We start from the raw sequence: 22,365 nt of genomic DNA on the forward strand, positions 1-22,365 counted from the left end.
TCGATGAATTCTGAATTATTAGTTATAAAAAATAGAAAAGTCTGCATAGACCATTGGTTGATCTATATCTTCCCCAGTACCTTCGATGGAAGAGTCTTTTTCAATAGGCCAGCCGACTGATACTTTGCTGGAGAAGAATTCATTCCAGCTGAACTTAAACAGAAGGCCGCCACCAGCAAGCCTTGCCCAGTCATCTTCTTTTCCATCTTTATAATTGTTTACAATGCCGTAACCCACATCGGCAAACAGTGCAATTTGCACAATATCGTTCAGGCGTTGACCAAACAGGAAAGGGTTAACCACTTCTGGGAAGCTGGGATACCACTCGGCAGATAAAAGCCCAGCTCTATCGGCGGAAAAGTCTCGTACATCAAAGGCTCTAACTCCGTTAGCGCCCCCTAATGACATCTGTTCAAATGCTGGCAGGGGGTTATCGCTGTGTTGTACTCGGCTTTTAATTATTAAGCGAGATTGATCTTCCGTGAACGGCATAGGCAGGAACAGCAGTGAACTGCTATTTAAAGAAATCTTGGCAAAGTGATCTCCACGTGCCGCTTGTAGGTCTTCCTCCAGCTCTCTCTGATGTTCACCATATTGAACACTGGTGCTTAATATATTGAGCATGGGAATAGAACCACTGGAGAGGTGATCCATATAAAAACCTAATTCACCCCCGTACACATGATCACCCGGCTCATCAAACTGGGTGATTGCGCGCAGATTTGACTTTTTCTCAGTAAGTCCAAATGAACCCGTTAAATTGAAATCCCTGGAGCGACGGAATTTATGATCTACTGTTAGCGCGTAGCTGGTATTATCCCCGTGGATATCAAGGACATTTAGAGGGTTATCTGGATCTTCAACATCACGCAATACAAAATCATTGTAATCTGCAGAAAGTTGGAGCCTGGTGCGCGGCCCAAATAATGGAAGGCTGTATCTTAACTGACCAAGGTCGGAGCCAAAGTTTGAATCAAAATCCGTAACATTAGTTGATTTCAAATAGCCTATAGTCAGGGCATCCCCAATACCCAAAGGGTTCAGCCAGTCCACAGTTGTATAAAACCTTTGATCGCCGGTATAAGCTGATCCGTGGTTATCGGCCCTGAAGGAGGTTTTCCAGCTGCTAGCATCACGAACTTTCAAATTCAGCTTGGTCTCACCCGGATTTTCTCCAGCACTAAAATAGCCGGTAACATTTAATCCAGGCAGATCATTTAGAAGGTAAAGTCCTTCTTCAATATTATCATGGTTGACCAGCTTACCTTTTTGTTCTTTAAAAGGCTTAGCCAGTTGTTCTAGAGCATATTTGTTATTGTCTTCTGCAGCGACCTGCCCCAACAACCCTTCTTGTACAGTTAGGGTTACAACACCATCTTCAACATCTTGAGCGGGTATTTGAACCTGAGCGAGAAAAAGGCCCTGACGACGATAAAAATTAGTTAGTTCGGCGGCAATTTCTTCCAGATCAGCGTAACTTAAACCGCGTTCTTTATTCTGCTTTTCTATTACACTGACAAGTTTTTTGAGTTCAGCTGGTCCCAAACCACCTGGATCAAATTGGGCTTGCATATTACCCAATAAAATTGCCAATTCCTCTAGGTTATCAACCGTATAACCACTAGCGAGGATTTTATCTTCTTTCATAAATTTAACACGAAGCTTTTCTGCCATTTCTTCAATAACTTCGCGTTCAATACCAAATTCTGGATACTCTTCCAGCCTGTGAAATTGAAATTCTTTAACCGTAATCCGTGGGCCCTGATTGCGCTGAGATATCTCTGGAATCTCAGTATTCAGATTTGGATCTTCAGCTTCATAGGTGCGCTGTAGAAAGTCTTTGGTTACGTCCGCCTCATTGACTGTTGGCGTATTTTGATCGAAAGCCTGCCTTACACGACTGCGGAAGCTGGAACCTTCGTCTTGAGCATAAACAGGCAAATTCGATAATAGAAAGCCTACGCCAATGAATAGCGCCAGCTTACTTTTTCCAAGCCCAAGCATAACTCCCCCAAATTACTCTTATTTAATTAGCCGATTTCAATCTTCACATGACTGGAGACGGCGTATTTTTATTAATTTACATCTCTAACAATGCGAAAGCCTGTTAATGCATCTGCAAGCCCTGCATGCAACCTTTTAGATGTAGCGAGACAGCGGCTCATGGGGTCTTGTCGATTACCGCCAAGCGCAAGTAACTCCCCGTCAGTACCTTTCGCCCACTCCTGAACATTGCCCACAGCATTCACTAGGCCAAACCTGTTTGTCGATCCGTCCTGAGCAGGCACTAACTCAGCCCCCTTTTCAATACCGCCATACTTTAAATGGCAGTTGCGGTCTGCAACTTCTTCCTCGCCATTAGCGCTGGCAGCTGCAAACCATTCCTGCTCTGATGGAAGGCGATAGCGGTACCCCGTCTCATCAGATAACCAGGTGATATACGCTTCTGCGTCTTGAAGAGTTAAGTTGTTGGCTGGCAGATCGCCCGCAGCGATATCAATGGCTGTACATTGTTTGGTTGCACTACAATAGTGCTCGAGATCTCGGTTACTTACTTCATACTTTCCAACTGCCAAGGGCCGACCACTCACACCTCGAACCACTACCATTGCAGGCCCCTTGGTACCATCCGCAAGACGATCGCGACAGCTGTAGCGGTCTCCCCTGCCACCGCTACCTGGGATTAGGTGACCACAAAAATCCAGCTTGAATTCTTTGAGGGGCTGATAACCGGGCAGGAGTGCCCTGAACTCATCGACTAGAGCCTCTGTCCTTAGTGGGTCTTCAGCACCCAATTTGGTGGCACAGTTATTAAGCTCTTCACCAACAACCGGACGAATCTGCCTGGCTTTAACACTATCTAGCCTTGCCAGCTGAGATAACTGCGCTCCCACAGCGGCGACATTCATATCAAAGCCACAGGTTAGTGTGGATTCCATATTGGCCAGAACAGTGTCGATTTGCCTGTTTTTAATAGAAGCTAAGCGTCGGCGTTCAGCGCGTTCTTCCGCAAGACGAATGCGCTCAGCCTCACGCTCTGCCTCTAGGCGCTCAGCCTCCAAGCGAGCTCGCAGATTCTCTCTATCCGTAGCCAGCTGGGATTTAATCGCAACAGCCTGGCTGGATACGCCATACCAGCTGGCAGCGCTTTCCAGCATGGAATCCGCTTGATCCAGATTACCCAGGTTTAACTGACCGGTAGCCGCGGCGAGAAACAGCTCCGAAATTTCACGGAGTTTATTATCGAGAAATTCTTCATCGCTGGGGTTGAGCTCAGAATACTCATGAAGTTCAAGGCGGAGGTCCTTCTCCCAGGCTGGAGTAAGGATACTCAGTGACACCAAACGATTAATCGCTTCTTTTTTATCACTGATTCGCCGCTGTAGTAACTCTTCCTGGAGCTTCTTTTCAAGCTCAATCTTTACTCTTTCTTGCTCAGCCGTATTCTGCTGTTCCAAGTGGCTATAGCCCACCCCAGCACCTACAAGCACCATGGTGAAAGCCCCACCTAATACCCACTTCCAGGTATTGCTGACAAAAAACGTCTGAACAAATTTTTCTACGGTGTCAGTACGATCTTCTCGTTTTAGCTGCAGAGCGGCTTCAAGAGCACGCCACTCCCGTCGATTTAACCCCCTAATACGTTTCGGGCGTAGCTTCTTTTCTAAGGCCTTATCAGCGGGAACCTTGTCATAAGGATGCCGTCCACAAAATAGCTCGTAGGCCACACACCCGAGGGCATAGACATCATCAGATGGAGCGGGCTCACCCCCTTTCAGCATCTCGTAACTGGCATAGGCGGGCGTCAAAGCTCCCAGACTGCCAGCATCAAAAACCGTAGTCTCGCCAGTTTTATTGGCGATCCCCCCTTCAGATACGGCTCGAGCAATACCGAAGTCAAAAACCTTCGCACCTTTCTTACTGGTAACAAAGATATTGCCAGGCTTAAAGTCGGAGTGGACGATCTTATGGGAATGAGCGTAAATGAGGGCCTGGGAAATATCAGAAAAAACAGAGCGCGCCTTTTCGGGTTCCAGTCCAACATCCGCATGCTCTCGCAGGAGTTTGTCAAGCGGTGCACCTTCGAGAAACTCCATGGTCATAAAGACCCGATCACCATCGCGGTCAAAATCGTAAACCGTTACGATGTTGGGGTGAGCCAGCGTTTGTGACTTACGCGCTTCCCGTTGTAAGGAAATAAAGGCATCAGGATGTTTCTGGAAATCATCATTTAACAGCTTGATTGCTACATAAGGCTCGCTGTCATTCGCTTCCAGCTTACGGCGATCAAGTGCCTTATAAACAGCTCCCATACCGCCAACCCCAAGGAGCTTATCTAGCTCAAATCGCCCCTTGATCACTGTTTTGGTTACAGCGCCAGATGGCAACGGCTCAAAAGAGTCAGAAGTATCAATAGGGTTTGCAGAAATTCCACCAGAAAGTTGGCCCGGCTCTTTCTTTTGGCCGGTATTCTTTCGAGGTGCAGGGCTAAAAACTGTTGCATCTGGATTAACCCCAGATGCAGCAGAGGGCAGTATTGCCTGCGCACCCCGCACCGGAGGGTGATCATTTTTCCCAGTGGAGTCCTGATTAACAACGACGGTTACGTCGCCATCATCTGTCAGTCCCTTTTTAGATTGATCCGGTCCGGGCAGATTGCCGTTCGGCCGAACAACACGTGTCTTATCGTTCAATTCCGCCTCCATGGGAAAGCTTTTCGACACATCCAAAGACCGTAACAAAATATTGCTACGGGCAGGTTGTCAAGCTAAATAAGGGGCAAAGTATATCGAACAGCCTTTTAGGCAACAATGAACAGGTAAGCAAATATATTTGACTATATACCGTTTTGAAAAAACAACTCGACAATTACAGACTCAGAAGAGAAACTGATACTGAAGACAAATAATTACACCTTCTTACAAGCTCACCTGACAAAAGAAAATCCTTAACTTAAAATATTTTATTAACGTGATTCCGTTAACAATTCTTAATATTTTTTCCTCAAATACTCATTTTTTTTGACATCAAGCATTTCTGTTCAATAGAAAATTAATTAGTGTCAGAGTCGAATAAGCGCAGACGGCATACTTCCGGCAATCAATATACTCCCCTGGATAATTAGTGCCAGAGTCGATTTTATAAGCTGAAATTTCGGTTTTTTTTTGCATTTCACTCTGTTTAAATCACCTCAGTTGTCATTGCGACACCATCTGAGTTACCGCACTAATGCGGTAGCAAGGAACTAACCACCAATATCTCAAGCCAACAAAGAGGGATTTCCCATGGCTATTTACATGAACTTCAACAGCCTCGCCACTAAGGGTAACGTTACTGCCAAGGGCTACGAAGACTGGATCGAAGTTGACAGCTTCAACTTTGGTGTTGGTCGCGGTATCACTATGGAAGCCGGCGCTACCTCCAACCGTGAAGCTTCTCGTCCGAGCCTGAGCGAAGTTACCTTCACCAAGCGTATTGACGCTGCATCTGGTGGCCTGTTTAAGGCTTCCGTAACTGGTGACGAAGGCGTACCTGTTGAGATCCACGTTGTACAAACTGGCGCTAACTCTGTAGAAAAGTACGCTGTGTATAAGCTGGAAAACGTACTGATCTCCTCTTACAGCATCGGCGCTTCTGCTGGCGGCGCACCTCAGGAATCCATCTCCCTTAGCTTTGCCAAGATTGAGGCTGACCTCAATCACGCTGACAAATCCAACAAGAACCCCAAAAACATGCGTGTTGGATACGACCTCACTACCGCTACTCCGCTGTAATAGGTCTATACCCTTTTGGGATAAGATGGCCTGCAGAATCTCTGCGGGCTGTCTACAGGTCTTTAGCTGAATACTCATTGAGTATTCAGCTAAAGATCTGCAAATCTGCTAGTTTCTCATTTCTTTCAGGCACCGTAGGGATAGTTGGGGCTGCCCATGGCTACACTCAATCAAGATAAAAGAATGATTACGGTCGATAGCCCGGTTGGCACAGATGCGCTAATTGCTACGACCCTGCAAGGCGAAGAGCATATATCTAAGCTTTTCCGCTATGAAGTGCAATTGCTTTCTGATGACCATGCTATTGAACAAAAGGATATTGTTGGCAAACCGGTAACAGTTTCCATTCACCACTCTGAAACACCTCGCCATATCAATGGTTATGTTACCCAGTTCTCTCTACATGATGTTAATGCTGAAGGTGTACGCAGTTATAGCGCCATTTTGCAACCGGGTCTGTGGTTTACCAGTTTGGCTGGTAGCAACCGAGTCTTTGAAAACAAATCTGCCAAGCAAATTCTAGAAGAGGTTCTGGGAGAATATAGCCGAGTAATAAAACTCACTCTAAAGCTAAATGCTGAGTATATTACTCGTGAATATTGTGTTCAGTTTGACGAGAGCGACTTTGATTTTATCAATCGCCTGATGGCTGAAGAAGGCATATCCTACTATTTCAAGCATTCCTCAGGACAGCACGAACTCGTTCTTTGCGATGATTCTCAAGATTTTTATGACTGCGAAAGCGCTGAAATTGAGTATGACGGAGGAGGCAGCCATCCAACCAAAAATACCGTAAGTAGCTGGAGAAGAAACTTCAACTATCACGGTGGTGGGTTTGAGCTTAAAGATTATAGCGAGTACACAGCAACTAAAGACAACAAGCAGCAGGTAAAAACAACCAGCCAGCTTAATGATGTTGCAAATTATATGCGTGGCCTCTATGGCTTAAACCATTTCCAGGTTGATGGTGAGCACAAGCACAAATTTACAGACAGCTATCACAAAGCACTTGCCGAACGGGCAATGGAAGCGCAAGAAGCACTTTTTGATGTAAGTCATGGTCGCAGTGATTGCCCTTCCTTTACTGCAGGCGGTCGTTTCAATTTCGATCACTCATTATCTTCTGAAAAGGGCAAGTATCTTATTACCTCAGTGCATACCTCTGCAGCAGATGGAAATGGTATTGATACCCACTTCCACAACACCTTTAGCTGTATACCTTCTACGGTAATGCCACGCCCGCAGCCCAATGTATGTGAGAAAAAAATCCATTCACCACAGGTAGCACGAGTTTTAGAGGTCAAGGCCACAGCTTCAGACAGCTCACAGGACCCCTATACACAGCTCAAAGTTAAATTCCCCTGGAATTCTCAACAGAACAGCTGTTGGGTGAGGGTAATGCAGTCCTTTGCCGGTAAGAACTGGGGCGCGAATTTTGTTCCAAGAGTTAACCAAGAAGTCGTTGTTACCTATATCAATGGCGATCCGGATCGGCCATTGATTACCGGGGCGGTTTATAACGGAGACAACCCTGGGCCCAACTACACAGCGACTCAAAGTGGTTGGAAAACTGAGTACGAAGGCAGCACTTTCAATGAGCTTAGGTTTGATGACAAGGGTGGCAATGAAGAAATTTATATGGAAGCTGGCAAGGATCATAACTTTGTGATCCATAACGATCAAATTGGAAAAATTGAAAACCAGCAAACATTAGAAATCAAACAGGATCGTAGTATTACCGTCACGGATGGTAGCGAAGTTGTCACCATTGCCAAAGGTGACCAAAAACTCAATGTCAATAAGGGCAACCAGGTTGTCACTATCGGTTCAGGCAACCATACCCTTAAAGTGAGTAAAGGCACCCAAACAACCGATGCCATGGGTGCTATCAAGATATCCTCCAAGGCTTCAATTGAGTTAAAGGTTGGTGGCAGCAGTATCAAGCTAACACCGGCAGGTATTACCATCAAAGGAACAATGCTCTCCTGCAAAGGAGATGCGACGGCTGAAGTTAAGGGCGGTGGTATGCTCACCTTAAAAGGTGGCGTTACCATGATCAATTGATGGGATTAAACAGCAGATGACCGACCTAATCAAAGTACAAGCGTTAACTGCAGCTGAGCTCCTTAAGAATTTTGAGGTTAGCGAGGAAGCGGAAGAGCATCTGGTGCCAGATACCGCACCTGAAGTTAGCATTAACCAATTGATAGAGGTTGGCCTCTACCCGGATGCAATAAAGCTACTAGCCCACGGTTTGCCAAAACGAGAAGCAGTATGGTGGGCCTGCCTTGCGGCACGCGATATTCAAAGTCCTGAGACTGACGAAGACAATGTTAGTGCACTGATCGCAGCAGAAACCTGGGCTAAAAAACCCAACGAGGAGTCGCGATTAAAGTGTAAAACACTGGGTGATAAAACCAAGCACAAGACGCCCGCAAGCTGGGCAGCAACCGCAGCCAGCTGGTGCCATGGCAGCCTCGCAGCCGAAGGCGAGCCTGTGGTTGAACCGCCAGAACACCTCTATGCGCACGCAGTGGCTGGCAGTATTACATTAGCAGCAGTCTTATCTGATCCAGTAGACCCCGCCAAACGCTTTGACCGCTATATGAAACAGGGTCTGGATCTGGCCCGTGGCGGCAATGGAAGAGTGAAGGATTAAATTATGGGCAAGCCAGCTTCACGTATCACCGATATGCATGTATGCCCCATGGTTACTGGTACCGTACCTCATGTAGGCGGCCCTATTCTCAGCCCAGGTGCTCCAACAGTAATCATCGGCGGCATGCCATCCGCCACTGTTGGCAGCACTTGTACTTGTGTTGGGCCACCGGATACTGTTGCTATGGGTAGCACTACCGTAATGCTACAAAAAAAGCCAGCTGCCCGTATGGGAGATACAACTGGGCATGGAGGAAAGATTGTTATTGGGTGCCCTACAGTATTAATTGGTGGTTAACCCTCACAGTGACCTTTGCTTAACTTAAATAAGAGCAAAAAAAGAATTTAAGGGACAATAAATTTATTTAATAACCCTCATAAGACAAACTCTGTTTGTCATGACGTGCCAATTAGCAGTATAAATTAAACAAATTAGAAAAGACCATAAAAGCCAAAAATATAATACAAACCAATTGAGTATGAGGTCTTTTATGTCTAACTTGTTCCGAAAATATCTCGATTGGTTTTTCGTATTTCTAATCTTTTACTTCGAAAAGAACTTCTTAGTCAACTACCAATACATACATTCATGCCCAAAAATGAAAATCTATTGGCTGCCAACAAATTTTCCTATTGAAGGGAATAAGAGCCAAAACTTTATGACAATCAACAACCATGAAAGGAGAGTTTTATGGGACTCTGTATTGATTCAACCAATGTAGCATTTATTAATCAAGTTAGAAACGCTTTAACTGTTCTTCTTGGGCAAGCCAATGCCCTAGCATATTCTGCAGAAAAATATCACTTCGGTGCTCGTACGGTTACTCGAATTACACGGGGTGTTGGTATGACCAATGCACTCTTACAGCTACCTCAAAGTGCAACCCTTGTTTCTCGGATTATTGCCAGCCCACATGATACAAGAATAACTGAAAGTGCCGGATTAGCGGCAGTTCCAGATAAGTGGTTAAAAGATAGGGTATGGAGTAACTTTAAGTATTACGTCCCACTAGTTAAACACGATCAAGGTTTCATGGGAAAAGTAATGAGCACAGGAGCCAGTGCATGTGTCCACTGGAATAACACAGTTCAGACTACCACAAATCTCAATCAAAATGGCACTGTAACTGATGGCGGTGCTTGCCCTATTTTTATCACCTTGGCACATGAGCTCGGCCACGCTGATCGAATAAATCGTGGAGTTTATTTAAGTGGCGCAACTGAAATTACTTGCTTAGTAGATGAGCGTCAAAACATGCTACATAATGTTCAAGTAACCCAACCATCACGATTCTTTAGGGCTCGCGTAAATACTGGCGGGGCAAGCATTAGAATTCCAGATCTCAATAGAACCGTCAACAACCCAAATAATGTTATTACTACGAGAACCCAAGGCTGGATTTGGGTAACAACTGAAAGAATTCTACTTGAAGAGCTAGCTAATGTAGGGGGCCTAAGCGATGACAACAATGTTCTACCTAATGACCCACTGACAATTTCAGAAAATACTATTCGTGTTGAACATGGTATAGCTAGACGAAGAAAATATGGCAGCATTGGACAGGTGAATTAAGCTATCGCACAAAGTAAAAAACCTTAGGCACTCCTTTAAACATAGAAAAATGTACTAAATCCCCCAGCAAGAAAATTATTTGAATAACCCATATAGCTTATGAAGCTTCATTTGTATATTTTCCAGGAATTATATCCAAACACAACACCAAAACAGATAAAAACCAATATAAATTAAATGAATTCACTTAGCGTTTTTTAATTAATGTATTGGATACATCATGAATAGCCCAGGAGTTTAGCACTACTGGGCTAATTTCCAGATTAGTCTACTTTATAGGCGAAATCACCCTCTTCAGTCGCAGACACTTTAATTGCCTTAACCTCTTCACCTTTCGCCATTTTATCTAAGCACTCACTGGCTAATTCTGGTAGTAAAGTTTTATTTAGAATTACCTCAATGTTGCGGGCACCAGTATCTGCTTCATGGCAACGCGCCACAATATTAACAAGTACATCCTCATCATATGAAAAAGAAGCGCCATAGTGCTCACGAACACGCTTCTCAATCTTACGCATATTGATTTTACAAATTTCAACCAGATTCTCATCATCCAACGGATAGTAGGCAACCACATTAGCACGGCCAAGAAACGCTGGTTTGAACTTCTGTAGTAATTGGGGACGTATATTATCTAGCAGTACATCTGGTTCTGGCTTTTCCTCTACCTGGCTGAATATAGCCCTAATAGCATCCTCACCAGCATTAGAGGTCATAATGATAACGGTATTCTTAAAGTCGATATCACGCCCTTCACCATCTTTGATGGTACCTTTATCGAACAGGTTGTAGAAAATATCCTGTACGCCGGGATGGGCCTTCTCCATCTCATCCAGTAGGATTACGGAGTAAGGTTTACGCCTAGCAGCTTCGGTAAGAACTCCTCCTTCCCCATACCCTACATATCCGGGAGGAGACCCTAGCAGCATAGATACTTTGTGTTCCTCTTTAAATTCAGCCATGTTTATCGTAGTGATATTTTGCTCACCACCAAATAACTCATCGGCTAAAGCCAATGCAGTCTCAGTTTTACCTACGCCACTAGTGCCGCAAAACATAAATACACCAACTGGCTTGCGTGGATCAGTCAATCCTGCCCGTGAAGTACGAATTGCCTGAGCAACAGCCTCGATTGCATGGGGTTGACCAATCACGCGCTTGTTCAGTCGCCCAGCCAGAGTTTTAACAGCTACGATTTCATTACTGACCATTTTTCCAACGGGAATACCCGTCCAGTTGGCAACCACCGCAGCGATAGCCTGCTCATCAACAGATGGCTGCATCAAAGGTGTTTCACCTTGTATTACTTCAAGTTCTGCAGACAAGCTTTTCAATTGTTGTTGATAATCAGATAAAAGCGCTGAATCGGGCTCCAGATTCTCACTCTTTCCTTTCATAAATTCGGAGTCAATTTGATCTCGAATTTTTTGTATCTGTTCAATCAGCTCATTTTCTTGAACAAGCTGTTGTTTTAACGAAGCTAATCGCTGCTCTTCACTCAGCTTGAATTCTTTTAATTCTGTCAGCTTTTCTTCATGCTCACCCATAGCTGCATTTTCACGCTCCAACTTGGCAAGCGTTGTGTTAGTTCGCTCAATATTAATTTGAGCATCTTCAATAGCGCCAGGAGTAGCTGATTGGCTCAGGGCCACGCGGGCACAGGCAGTATCCAACAAGCTTACAGATTTATCAGGTAGTTGGCGCCCAGGAATATAACGATGAGATAACTTAACCGAAGCGATAACTGCCTCGTCAAGGATGCGTACTTTATGGTGTGCTTCAAGAGTAGTGGCAATTCCACGCATCATATCAATGGCATTTACTTCACTGGGCTCTTCAACTTTTACAACCTGAAAACGCCGAGTCAGAGCAGGGTCCCGCTCAAAGTATTTCTTATATTCAGCCCAGGTCGTGGCTGCCAAAGTTCTCAGCTCACCTCGCGCTAAAGCGGGTTTAAGTAAATTGGCCGCATCCCCCTGCCCTTCCTTACCTCCTGCACCAATCATGGTGTGAGCTTCATCAATAAACAAAATAATAGGCGTTGGGGAGGATTTGACCTCTTGAATCACAGATTTAAGACGATTCTCAAACTCGCCCTTTACGCTAGCACCGGCCTGAAGTAAGCCCAGGTCCAGCGTCCGAACTGCTATACCACGTAGAGGCTCAGGTACATCTCCACTGGCAATTCGTAAAGCAAAGCCTTCAACTACGGCTGTCTTACCAACACCAGCCTCACCAGTGAGAATCGGGTTGTTTTGTCGACGACGAGTGAGGATATCAATACACTGCCGAATCTCTTCATCTCTGCCTAGAACTGGGTCAATCTCCCCCTTCTTCGCTCTTTCAGTCAGGTTGACGGTATACTTATCGAGAGCTGGCGCTTTACTAGCGGCGGCGGCTACGGCAGCAGCGCCATCATCAGTTGCGCTGGCAGCACCAATATGACTCGACTCACCACTTTGTCCAAACATCGCCCGGGCAGTTTCACGAATAGACTCAGGCGCTATATTTTTAAGCTCTGGACAAGATTCTTGAATTTGTCGACGTGAAGTCTCTTCCAACAGCAGAGCTGCGAGGAAGTGTCCAGAACTGATTGCACGGTGCCCATAGTCGATAGACGCCAGCATCCAAGCATTCTTTGCCGCTTCGACAATTGTCGGAGATAGTGCAGGAGGTCGGCTACTTCCCGAGCGGAATCCAGCTATAGAGGAGGCAAGCTGTTTAGCAAAATTTGCCGGATTACAGTCATGTTTTTCCAGTAGGTGATAAAGGTCTGTATCTGATTGATCTAATAATTTAAGCAGCCAGTGCTCAAGTTCAACATTGTATTGATTTTGAGATAAACAAAGGCCGGCTGCGCCTTCAAGAGAATCACGCATATGCGGTGTCATGGTATCAACAAGCCGCTTCAAATCGATATTTATCACAGTAAAAAGATCCTTTTAAAAATTATTGTTAATGAACAATTATGCTGCTGGCAAGGCTTCATCAGGCGACATATTTTCAGCACTTAAGGTAATCTGTATGAGTTCTGCTGATTCCTGTTCACTGGCCATATGTGTATTCCACCCTAAAAGAGGTTCATGATCAGATTTTTTGTTTAACTGAACAGGCGAAACTTGTTGCGCAGGTAAAGATACTGATAGCTCGAAGTCCAACTCAATCCCTGCACTTAGTTTGATAAAGGCTTTAAGGGATTCCAGTTTCTGAGTTCCCGGGGCAATAGTCATAAATTGTTCATAAGCCATTGGTTCGATGACTATTCGAAATTTATTTTGAGCTTGGAAACAGTGCGTACCCAGAATTGTGTTTACCCCTAGACAGTTATTTACTCCACCGGGAGCTTCATCACAAGGCAGGCGACAGAGAATGTCTTTCGGTAATTCATCCCACTGCCCCTGAAATTGCTCTATAGCGACATCCAAACCAAAGAAATGCTTAATCATGCTGGTCAGCGCAGCTGCAGAGCAACGTCCCTGCCCCAAATGGCCTGCCATACCCAAAAGAGCTTCATCGGGAATTGGCAATCGATAGCGCATCTCGCTAGTACCCAGGCCCGCCAAAGAGGCAATCGCCTGTGTAAAAATATCTGGAACCCTTTCATTGCGTAAACGCTGGCGTTCATAGTTCACAGGCAATTGGTATTTATGCCATGCTTTATAAAGTAGCGAAGTATGACGGTGATTAAACATATCGAGAAAATCCCGCAGAGCGGTATTATTTTCTCTGAGCTCTTTTTGAACTATTTCCGTCAGGTAGTAGGGCATTACACCCTGACTCCCTATAAGACCAGTAAAGCCAACCTCCATATGCCATTGACTAACTTCTTTGTCTTGTATTTCTACATTATTACTGATCTTTTTTTCCAGACGTAAAACGTCTGAGCCAATAAAAGATAAACCGGTCTGGGCGCTGAAGCGAACCATTTCCTTCGCTGGTGGAGCCGCACTGGCAATAGGTTCATCGCAAAATCCGCCATCCGCCAAAGACACAGCACGCTCCAGGATACGCACCGCCTGATAGAATTCGAAATGATAGGGCTCTCGACGCAGCCGCTCTATTACAGTAAAGCTTTTTCGCCGGCGCGAGGTGGCCATCTTTTAAGTTCTCCATCTCTGCCACTCATGGTAGCAATCAATTTAGTAAATGAATTAATAGAACAATATAAGCCAAGAAAACGTTCAATGATGCTGGCAAATAATAAAGGGCTAGTGCCAGTGAGCATCATCGAGTCGAGTTCAATTTCTACCTCAGTTCCCCGACAAAGAACGACACTTTGATCAATCTGGATAGGAGCAGTAATGGGTTTTGTATTCAGCTTTAATAAAGATTCAATCAAATTACGAGTACTGGCTGAATCCCTAAAATCATACAGTCTGAAAATTTCTTTGAGGGCATCACATCCCTGACTTCCAGATAAGGAGAGATGATTCAAGTTCAGGTGTGATATCAGCTTCCAGTAGCCTCGCTCTCTTCTCGGAGGCCTCAATGTCGCTGTTGGTGCCACAACACAGCTAATTCGTTTCGCTGGGACATCACCATCAACTACTTCAAGATAAGGTTGAGAGTTGCCACTGGGTAACTTCTTAGGCAGATTCCGATTACAGCAAGTTAATTTAATATCGAGTGTTTGATCATTAATCCTGTGCGGATTGAAATCTAAATCAACGAGACTCAAATCAACTTCGGAAGCCTGCTCATTGCGATGCTCCCCTTCTATAACTTCACGACGCCGACTGAACCAAAATGCTGACTGTTCCGCGTGGTGTTGGCTATGCTTAATCCCGTAGAAAGGCCTATATTTAGTGGTTTCGCCATCACCGTCTGTGGCTGCCACCTCATCAATGGAATATATTTCCAGTCCATCGCTACGACGAGCATCTGCTATAACATGATATTCATACTGGGTATAGGTGAGAGGTATAGGATCTGCACTCTGCTTGAATAAATTAATAACTGGCGTACAGCCGAGTGCAAACATACTTGGAACCAATTGTTTTTCCAGTTCCTCATGCGTCTCTGAAAGATAAAAATACAGGTTCAATGTATCTGCATAACTATCATTCAAAGCACCCTGTAAATTTTCAATATCCAAGAAGAGAAATTTTTCTGGGAAAGCAAAATATTCGGTAAGCAACCTGTAACCGATGAATGCTGTATCTGGATAGGGTAATAAACCTTCTTCTACATTCATCCCGACCTGGCAAATATCCTCTGGGGATAGAAAAGTCGGTTTTGGATCACTCTCTCCATTTGCCACAACCAGCTTTACACATTTGGTTAAAAGCAGATCATAGAGGCTATACACATGTGTCGCTTGACCACGCAAGAAGAATCTTATTTTTTCGGGATTCATCTCCGCAAAGCTCAGATCAGGACTCAAAGCTTTAAGGGAGAGCTTAAGAACGGCGTTTGCTCCCTGAATCTCATTACAACCAGGAGCAATAAACGGGCGTGGCATTAAGCTTGCGCTGACCGGTTGAAACGGATTAATTTCCACCGGATAACAAGTTGTAAACCTGCAGGTTTGTCCTTGAAAGCTATCACTTTCCAATAACGTTTTTGCATCAACCTGCGTTATTGCATCAAGGTCTGAATCCGGTTCAAATTGAACGATCGCACATGATGGAATGGGTCGTAAATAATGTGGATACAATGTTTCCAGCATTGCATCTGTAAGTTCAGGGAAATCATCACTAAGTTTTTGTTGAACCCTGGCATTCATATATGCAAAACCAGACAACAAACGCCCCACAAGCGGATCATCTACGGTATCTGCATCTAACTGCAGACGTGATGCAGCTGCAGGGTGCATACGGGCAAACTCAGCGGATGTTTGCTGAATAAATGCGAGCTCACGCTCATAGAGATCTATTAATTTTTCACTCATTACATAATCTCAGACACGTCTACCATTTGTGTTACCGGGTTTAAGGCAGAGTCAAATACGATAACCTCAGATGCAGGATTAACATGCAATACTGCTTCTACACGAAAACGTATGCTGGGATCTTCCACATCTACCTTATCTTGAGTGGTAACTTTTACAGAGCGAATTCTTGGTTCAAAATGTAAAATTGTCTTCTCAATATCCCGGCAGAATTGTTTTCGACTGTCTAATGAGGATAAATTGACAGTAGACAGATCTGGCAGACCATAATTGATATTTGACTCGTCCAAGTGCCGCAGTTCAGATGGTGGTGAAATACAGCGATAACGTGTATTAAATAAATATTCGAGATCGCGCCTAACCCCCTCACGTAGCTGGCGTAAAATCTGATGGGATTGGTGAACATTTACTTTACTAGATGATTCAAGTAGTCGATCTAGCACTGGAGCTAACAGTCTTTTTTCTCTTGCCATAATTCTATGAAGCCCCAACACCTATCGTTGCCAGAGCCGTAGTGAGCTTGAGCTCGGATACCAAGTGATCCACGGTATAATGGCTTTTAAGATGAATTACGCTTTGATAACTACCTACTTTGCCAGGCTCATCCGCCACACGAACTCGAGCTTCACGCAGGGGGTAACGTGCCAACATTTCCCAGGATAAATCATCTCGCCCAGTAGTATACTGGTCCAACCAATGCTGAAGCTGGCGCTCACAATCAGCAGCATTCATATAGGCACCCACCTTATCCCTAATCATCACCTTGATATAGTGAGCAAAGCGTGAGGCGCAAAGAATTTGTTGCAGCATAGAACTAATACGCGCATTCGCCGTAGCCGCTTTCGATGTATATTGCTTAGCTTTCTGAAGAGAGGGCACACTATTAAAAGCACTATATGGCGTGTCATAACAGTGGCTTAAGCATGCAAAACCCAGTTCTGATAGGTCCCTTTCTACAAAATCTGTAACCAGAATCGAAGTGGTCATCTTAACCATACCAGGGCGGCTGTCCGGCTTATAGGCCAGGGTGGGCAACTGAGTCACCAATCCACCGCCAAGATGATCCCGTGCAACACCGCGAATATGGGAAAACCAACCAACTTCACTGAATTCGCGTAACAGTACTGCCCCCATAGCAAAGCAGGAATTCCCCCAAAGATATCGCCGGTTGTGAGATCCGCTAACCTGCTCCTCAAATCTCAACCCACGATATTCTGAAAATTCTAGGCTATAGGGCTCGCGCATAAGCACTTGAGGTAAAGTAATGGCTATAAAGCGACTATCTTCTAAATCTCTCAAGCTATTCCAGCGTATATATTCTTTTTGACGAAAAACCTCAGAAAAGCGAATTGGCTTGGCCAAATCATCAAAATGATCAACACCAAAAAGTTGAGGTGTTGCAGCACAGATAAATGGCGCGAAAGCGGCGGCGGCCGTATGGGCTATGCCCTGCAGGGTAAAAATATCATCGTAAGGGTGATCTGCCATCGGCCGATGCGAGATATAATAATCTCCCATTAACAAACCAAAGGGCTCTCCACCTGGAGTACCAAATTCTTCGTTATAAACTAAATGAAAAAGTCCAGACTGATCGAAATCTGGGGCCCTCTCCATATCTTTGCTCAAGTCTTTCCAGTTGGCATCTAGCAGTTTTATCTTAATATTGTCTGAATGTGGTGTATCAAATACCAGCATTGATAGACCACGCCAACTTGCCTCTAGACGCTGAAAACGAGGGTTATGAAGAATCCGATTAACTTGATCGCATATAAGCTCATCAAGCTCAACAATAATACGACTCAAATATTGGCGAACAGAAAAATTCTCCTTTTTTGGACAAGGACATATTTCTGTTAACCAGTATTCAAAAGAGAATAGTTCGTCTGGTTCGCGTAAAAAACGCTTTAATTCACCCTGATCTCCACTCGCTATATTTTCCGGCAAAATATCTAAATAATCTTCTCTAAATTCTTTTTTTGTTGCGCAGGGCACCGGAAAACTCCCATTAGCATTTCTTACAGTTTCAAGTAATTTAAAGCTTTGATGAAGACTTTGCAAAAAATTGCCCGCCCCTTATTCCGAGGCGGGCACAGGTTTTTATCCGGCAGATGGGATATTGGCAACCATACGCATGGAGGTGGTCAACTCCTCCATTTGTAACCAGGGCTTCAGGTAGGCAACAGCACTGTAGCACCCGGGTTGACCTGGAATTTCCTTCACTTCAACTCGAGCTTCTGAAAGCGGATACTTTGCCTTCATCTCTGGGCTTGCGTCCGGATTTGAGTTGGTGTATTGAGTAATCCACTTATTCAACCAACGTTCACAATCACTAGCCTCCATAAAGGAGCCTACTTTGTCACGCGCCATTACTTTCAGGTAATGGGCAATTCTAGAAGTAGCCATCAGATAGGGAAGACGTGCAGAAATCGCTGCATTCGCGGTAGCATCCGGGTCGTCATAGGCTTTTGGTTTTTGCGCACTTTGAGCACCAAAAAATACAGAGTAATCGGTATTCTTGTAGTGACATAACGGCAAGAATCCTTGAGCGCTCAATTCGGCTTCACGGCGATCAGTAATACCGATCTCTGTTGGACATTTCTGGTCCATATCGCCGTCATCACTCTTGAATATATGTGAGGGCAGACCTTCCACTTTACCACCACCCTCGGCACCACGAATGGCTGTACACCAGGAATTCTCAGCAAAGGCCTTGGTCATGGTGGTGCCCATTACATAAGAGGCATTCATCCAGCAGTACTGGTCGTGGTCCGCAGGGCGTGAAACTCCAGATTCATCAACTTCAAACTCTTCAAAGTCAAAAGCTTCGATTGGCTTGGTATTTGCGCCATAGGGAGTTCTGGCCAGAGTCCGTGGCATAACCAGAGTAACGAAACGAGAATCTTCACTATCTCGGAAACTACGCCACTTAATATATTCAGCTGACTCAAAGATTCCACCGAGGTCACGGGGTTTCGACAGTTCGGTAAAGTTATCAAATCCAAACATACCTGAACCGGCTGCAGCAATAAACGGACAGAAACCCGCTGCCGCAACATTGGACATTTTACTCAGAAGCTCGATATCTTCAGGGTGACTGGTGAATTCGAAATCACCTATCATGCACCCGTATGGCTCACCACCTGCAATACCAAATTCTTCTTCATAAATCTTTTTGAAGGTCTGGCTCTGATCAAATTCAACCGCTTTATCCAGGTCTCGGAACAATTCGCGCTTGCTCAAATTGAGCATGCGAATCTTCATGGTTGCACCGGTTTCAGAATTCATCACCAGATGATTCAGTCCGCGCCAGGAACCTTCAAGCTTCTGGAATTTTTCATCGTGCAGAATAGCGGCCATTTGCTTAGACATAGCCTGATCAATTGCACTGACTGCTTTTTTGATTGTCTGGGTAAGGTTACGATCCCAGGTTACGGTTCCTTTTAAAACCTGCTCTGTCAGGTTTGCGATCAGATCCTGGGCTTCCTGCGGTTCTGTTTGTTTGGTCGCGGCAATAGCCTGCTCCAGTAGGTTGACCGATTGTTCCTCAGCTTCACCTTCCGCAACATTTTCTACTTCTGTGCTCATTCTGAGTCCTCTCCTTTATCCTTGTTCAACCCCAACTGCTCGGAAATAGCACCGACATTTTCCGTACTTTTCAGGATGTCTTCTAAAACTTTTTCTAGTTCTTCAGAGCGGTCTGCCTTACTGAGAAGGTCACGTAATTTACTGCGTGCTTCCAAGAGTTGTTTCAGCGGCTCAACCTGATCGACGATTTTCTCTGGAGAAAAATCATCCATATGATTGAAATCGAGATCAATACCAATTTTGCTGCCATCACCAGATAAGGTATTTTCCACCTGAAGATTCAGTTTTGGATTAACCTTGGTCATTACATCGTTAAAATTATCGCGATCAATTTGAACAAACTTACGATCTTTCAATGCTTTGCGATTTTCGGTGTTATCCCCTGAGTAGTCGCCCATTACACCAGCAACAAAGGGAAGTTCCTTTTTAACTTCCGCACCATTGGTTTCAACATCATAAGTTATATGTACACGTGGTTTGCGCACACGCTTAAGTTTATTGTGGATACTCTCAGACATCTCAGGTCTCCTTCCTAGATTTAGGGACTGCTGTTCTTAATTAATTACCAACCCGAGCTGGCTTCTTCTTGTGCTTGCCCACCCCAGCTATCCTCAGCTGCAGATGCAGCTTCAGTGGCTGTTGATGCTGGCTCAGATGCAGCTGGAATTGGTGATGGGGTATTACTCGTTACCGGCGGAGCTACATAACGTTGGGTATCCGTTCCATCGAGACGAACACCTGTCAACTGGGAATATAGGGCTCGGGACTGCTCATCTGGTAGTAACTCAGTCATCAATTCAGAGACTGTCATACGACCCCAGCCTATTAATCGTTCCAACCCTGGAGCCAAAGGAGTATGTGGCTCGTAGGTACGGAAATATTTCGCGGCCTGTTCTAGTAATTTAAGAGCATCCTCTCGGGAGCTAACCGGTCCGGTGGGTGCAGCAATAGCATTCGCAACTATTGTTGATACCACATTGGGAACAGCTTCCTCTATGGGGGACTCACTCTGTGTGTCTTCAGCTACTTCCGGTGCCTCACTCTGTGCTAGCGCATCAAGCTGACTCTTATAAATGAATCTCGCTGTACGCAATACTTCATCCAGTAGAGAGGAAATATTAGTTGATGGCGGTGCATCGTGACCGCAACTAGAGCGCAAAGTATCATTGATATTTTTATAGCTGCTAATAGTAGCTTCTATAGTTTCTATCAGATTCTTAGCCCATTCATTAGTCGCGCTGTTCACACATTGATCTACATCTTCCAGGCTATATCCCAGAGTCTCAATGCGGGCCGCTTTAGCATCTTCATCTGCGATACGATCTGCATCCCGAGCTTGCTGATGCTGGAAAAAAGAGAAATCTCCGTAATCCCCCTCCGGGGTTACTGGTGCACTACGGATCGGCATCATTAGCGTACCGTCACCGCCATCACCATTAAGGCCCGTCAGTGGTGCAACCGTAGTTTCAATACCATCCTCATCAGGAACTGGGTATAGGCCATCCCAAAAATTGGTAACCAGATGCTCAATTAATAGAAAGCCATCTCTGAGACCACTAAAACCATGGAGACGAATTAGGGCCTCTGTATACCAGCTAGCCACTTCCAGATCTTTACTTTTCTTTGTCAGAATCTTTTCTGCGGCCTTTGCCACATCACGCCAAGGGGCCAGTAGATCAGAATCTGTGTCATCAAACATGGCCGAGCGCTCTGCGGCCCTAGCACTATTTCGTGCATCTTTGATGGAGTAGTAATCAGAGGTCGGTGATCGATCCTCCCGAATATCCTCACCGACAGGGCTCTCTGAAGAAACAGGAGCCGTGAGTTCTTCGATATTTATTGTATTTGGGAATGCCATGAAAAAAGTCCCTTCTACCCAATCAATTCCTTCAAGAAGATTTCCGAGAAGAGTACACGTTGTAAAGATCTAATCAAGGCAAATGACACAATGTAATCGCAATACCTTAAAAAAAGTGCACAGCGCACAATATTAAACAAATAATTTTTGTTATTTTTTTAGATTTTACAGCCGCTGACAAGCCAATTACACAGCAATTACAGCTGAGGCCTTACTTTCTGCGGTAGTCTCACTTTCCGGAAAGCATTGAAAACTAGCCACTACCTGAATAAATTCTGTTTTTGCTTGTGCAAAGCTTTGCAAAGAGGTCCATAGAAAAAGGGTATAGAAATTCTCTTTACCGCGAAAAAAAACAACCATATATTGAACCGAATCTTTGCCGACATTAGCACTCATCTCGTACAACAAACCCATTTGCCAATCGCGCTCTAGCACTTGTGGGCCACTTAGAAGGTTGCCATTAGATACTTTGCTCAAACACTGCTGCATCTGAGCCTCGGCATAGTCCGTGAGGCTTAGCTCTTCGGGAAGTTCAGTTCGCTTTTGCTCCAATACAATCAGGTATCGGTTTAATTCGGTATCACCAGCCTGAATTTCAGCGTTTGGATTCAAATTATTACAAACTACCCAATTACGCGGTGCGCACAGTTGCAGCTGCGAGCCTTCACAGTGGAGCTTTCTCATAACCACAGGTAAATGAGAAGCACCACGCTCAACGGATTCTTTAGTAGAGTGCAACAAGTCAGAGCCCAAAAATAATTTGGAGTGCCAACCGGCCATCCATAATTCCTGAACAAAACGACAGGCTTCTGCACGATCTGTAGTCTTTCTAAGCTGTGAGCGGCTGCTAGCCATAAGCGCTTTAATTTGTGTAAAACTAAATCCAAACTCGCTACCCAGGGCTGATATTGCCTTTCGCCGCTCAAAAAGTGCTCTAATCTCCCCAGTAAATACCACGATATATGACATACCTTAACCCTTGCTTCCTGCAGTTATAGATAGGTTGGCGGATATTTGGACAACCAAA

At 44.9% G+C, this 22,365-nt stretch carries 16 protein-coding genes; 5 read left to right on the forward strand and 11 right to left on the reverse strand.

The window, feature by feature from the left end:
- Positions 1 to 18: 18 nt before the first annotated feature.
- Positions 19 to 2,004, reverse strand: a complete 1,986-nt coding sequence (locus ACJJIV_RS09520) for a ShlB/FhaC/HecB family hemolysin secretion/activation protein (RefSeq protein WP_444891534.1) — start codon at positions 2,002 to 2,004, stop codon at positions 19 to 21.
- A 71-nt stretch (positions 2,005 to 2,075) separates the two neighbouring features.
- Complete coding sequence (locus tag ACJJIV_RS09525; RefSeq protein WP_444891535.1) at positions 2,076 to 4,694, reverse strand: bifunctional serine/threonine-protein kinase/formylglycine-generating enzyme family protein; 2,619 nt, start codon at positions 4,692 to 4,694, stop codon at positions 2,076 to 2,078.
- A gap of 591 nt (positions 4,695 to 5,285) precedes the next feature.
- Between ACJJIV_RS09525 and ACJJIV_RS09530 the strand changes: the two genes are divergently transcribed.
- From ACJJIV_RS09530 to ACJJIV_RS09550, 5 genes are all read left to right on the forward strand, one after another.
- Positions 5,286 to 5,774 carry an Hcp family type VI secretion system effector gene (locus ACJJIV_RS09530; protein WP_252084237.1) on the forward strand — a complete coding sequence of 163 codons (489 nt, stop codon included), beginning with the start codon at positions 5,286 to 5,288 and terminating at the stop codon, positions 5,772 to 5,774.
- A 156-nt stretch (positions 5,775 to 5,930) separates the two neighbouring features.
- Positions 5,931 to 7,838, forward strand: coding sequence for a type VI secretion system Vgr family protein (locus ACJJIV_RS09535; protein WP_444891536.1), 1,908 nt, complete (start codon positions 5,931 to 5,933; stop codon positions 7,836 to 7,838).
- Positions 7,839 to 7,854: 16 nt separating this feature from the next.
- Positions 7,855 to 8,433 carry a DUF6931 family protein gene (locus ACJJIV_RS09540; protein ID WP_444891537.1) on the forward strand — a complete coding sequence of 193 codons (579 nt, stop codon included), beginning with the start codon at positions 7,855 to 7,857 and terminating at the stop codon, positions 8,431 to 8,433.
- A 3-nt stretch (positions 8,434 to 8,436) separates the two neighbouring features.
- On the forward strand, positions 8,437 to 8,730 hold the full coding sequence (locus ACJJIV_RS09545; RefSeq protein ID WP_152450772.1) for a PAAR domain-containing contractile injection system baseplate protein: 294 nt from the start codon (positions 8,437 to 8,439) through the stop codon (positions 8,728 to 8,730).
- Between the two features lie 393 nt (positions 8,731 to 9,123).
- Complete coding sequence (locus ACJJIV_RS09550; RefSeq protein ID WP_252084234.1) at positions 9,124 to 10,005, forward strand: M91 family zinc metallopeptidase; 882 nt, start codon at positions 9,124 to 9,126, stop codon at positions 10,003 to 10,005.
- A gap of 263 nt (positions 10,006 to 10,268) precedes the next feature.
- On the opposite strand, the gene tssH is transcribed toward ACJJIV_RS09550, so the two are convergent.
- The 9 genes from tssH to ACJJIV_RS09595 form a co-directional block, all read right to left on the reverse strand.
- Positions 10,269 to 12,932 carry a type VI secretion system ATPase TssH gene (gene tssH / locus ACJJIV_RS09555; RefSeq protein ID WP_444891538.1) on the reverse strand — a complete coding sequence of 888 codons (2,664 nt, stop codon included), beginning with the start codon at positions 12,930 to 12,932 and terminating at the stop codon, positions 10,269 to 10,271.
- A 39-nt stretch (positions 12,933 to 12,971) separates the two neighbouring features.
- Positions 12,972 to 14,102 carry a type VI secretion system baseplate subunit TssG gene (gene tssG / locus ACJJIV_RS09560; RefSeq protein ID WP_444891539.1) on the reverse strand — a complete coding sequence of 377 codons (1,131 nt, stop codon included), beginning with the start codon at positions 14,100 to 14,102 and terminating at the stop codon, positions 12,972 to 12,974.
- Complete coding sequence (gene tssF, locus ACJJIV_RS09565; protein WP_444891540.1) at positions 14,066 to 15,895, reverse strand: type VI secretion system baseplate subunit TssF; 1,830 nt, start codon at positions 15,893 to 15,895, stop codon at positions 14,066 to 14,068. Before tssF ends, tssG begins: the two co-directional genes overlap by 37 nt.
- Complete coding sequence (gene tssE, locus ACJJIV_RS09570) at positions 15,895 to 16,368, reverse strand: type VI secretion system baseplate subunit TssE (RefSeq protein ID WP_252084230.1); 474 nt, start codon at positions 16,366 to 16,368, stop codon at positions 15,895 to 15,897. The genes tssF and tssE overlap by 1 nt, the downstream gene beginning before the upstream one ends.
- Positions 16,369 to 16,372: 4 nt before the next feature.
- Positions 16,373 to 17,887 carry a type VI secretion system contractile sheath large subunit gene (gene tssC / locus ACJJIV_RS09575; RefSeq protein WP_444891541.1) on the reverse strand — a complete coding sequence of 505 codons (1,515 nt, stop codon included), beginning with the start codon at positions 17,885 to 17,887 and terminating at the stop codon, positions 16,373 to 16,375.
- 105 nt (positions 17,888 to 17,992) lie between these two features.
- Positions 17,993 to 19,480 carry a type VI secretion system contractile sheath large subunit gene (gene tssC / locus ACJJIV_RS09580; protein WP_252084228.1) on the reverse strand — a complete coding sequence of 496 codons (1,488 nt, stop codon included), beginning with the start codon at positions 19,478 to 19,480 and terminating at the stop codon, positions 17,993 to 17,995.
- The gene (tssB, locus tag ACJJIV_RS09585; RefSeq protein ID WP_252084227.1) at positions 19,477 to 19,998 is read right to left on the reverse strand and encodes a type VI secretion system contractile sheath small subunit; all 522 of its coding nucleotides are present in this window, start codon (positions 19,996 to 19,998) and stop codon (positions 19,477 to 19,479) included. Before tssB ends, tssC (ACJJIV_RS09580) begins: the two co-directional genes overlap by 4 nt.
- 44 nt (positions 19,999 to 20,042) lie before the next feature.
- Positions 20,043 to 21,338: a type VI secretion system protein TssA gene (tssA, locus tag ACJJIV_RS09590; protein WP_444891542.1), complete on the reverse strand. Its 1,296-nt coding sequence runs from the start codon at positions 21,336 to 21,338 to the stop codon at positions 20,043 to 20,045.
- Positions 21,339 to 21,524: 186 nt separating this feature from the next.
- The gene (locus tag ACJJIV_RS09595) at positions 21,525 to 22,307 is read right to left on the reverse strand and encodes a hypothetical protein (RefSeq protein WP_444891543.1); all 783 of its coding nucleotides are present in this window, start codon (positions 22,305 to 22,307) and stop codon (positions 21,525 to 21,527) included.
- Positions 22,308 to 22,365 lie beyond the last annotated feature (58 nt).

The organism is Microbulbifer mixtoriginis (SeqCode) (genome assembly GCF_052466765.1).

What these genes read in the sequence shown, in the direction of transcription:
- ACJJIV_RS09520 (WP_444891534.1), bottom strand. Translation starts at nt 2,004, where the DNA reads ATGCTTGGGCTTGGAAAAAGTAAGCTGGCGCTATTCATTGGCGTAGGC.
- ACJJIV_RS09530 (WP_252084237.1), top strand. Translation starts at nt 5,286, where the DNA reads ATGGCTATTTACATGAACTTCAACAGCCTCGCCACTAAGGGTAACGTT.
- ACJJIV_RS09535 (WP_444891536.1), top strand. Translation starts at nt 5,931, where the DNA reads ATGGCTACACTCAATCAAGATAAAAGAATGATTACGGTCGATAGCCCG.
- ACJJIV_RS09540 (WP_444891537.1), top strand. Translation starts at nt 7,855, where the DNA reads ATGACCGACCTAATCAAAGTACAAGCGTTAACTGCAGCTGAGCTCCTT.
- ACJJIV_RS09545 (WP_152450772.1), top strand. Translation starts at nt 8,437, where the DNA reads ATGGGCAAGCCAGCTTCACGTATCACCGATATGCATGTATGCCCCATG.
- ACJJIV_RS09550 (WP_252084234.1), top strand. Translation starts at nt 9,124, where the DNA reads ATGGGACTCTGTATTGATTCAACCAATGTAGCATTTATTAATCAAGTT.
- tssG (WP_444891539.1), bottom strand. Translation starts at nt 14,102, where the DNA reads ATGGCCACCTCGCGCCGGCGAAAAAGCTTTACTGTAATAGAGCGGCTG.
- tssF (WP_444891540.1), bottom strand. Translation starts at nt 15,895, where the DNA reads ATGAGTGAAAAATTAATAGATCTCTATGAGCGTGAGCTCGCATTTATT.
- tssE (WP_252084230.1), bottom strand. Translation starts at nt 16,368, where the DNA reads ATGGCAAGAGAAAAAAGACTGTTAGCTCCAGTGCTAGATCGACTACTT.
- tssC (WP_252084228.1), bottom strand. Translation starts at nt 19,480, where the DNA reads ATGAGCACAGAAGTAGAAAATGTTGCGGAAGGTGAAGCTGAGGAACAA.
- tssB (WP_252084227.1), bottom strand. Translation starts at nt 19,998, where the DNA reads ATGTCTGAGAGTATCCACAATAAACTTAAGCGTGTGCGCAAACCACGT.
- tssA (WP_444891542.1), bottom strand. Translation starts at nt 21,338, where the DNA reads ATGGCATTCCCAAATACAATAAATATCGAAGAACTCACGGCTCCTGTT.
- ACJJIV_RS09595 (WP_444891543.1), bottom strand. Translation starts at nt 22,307, where the DNA reads ATGTCATATATCGTGGTATTTACTGGGGAGATTAGAGCACTTTTTGAG.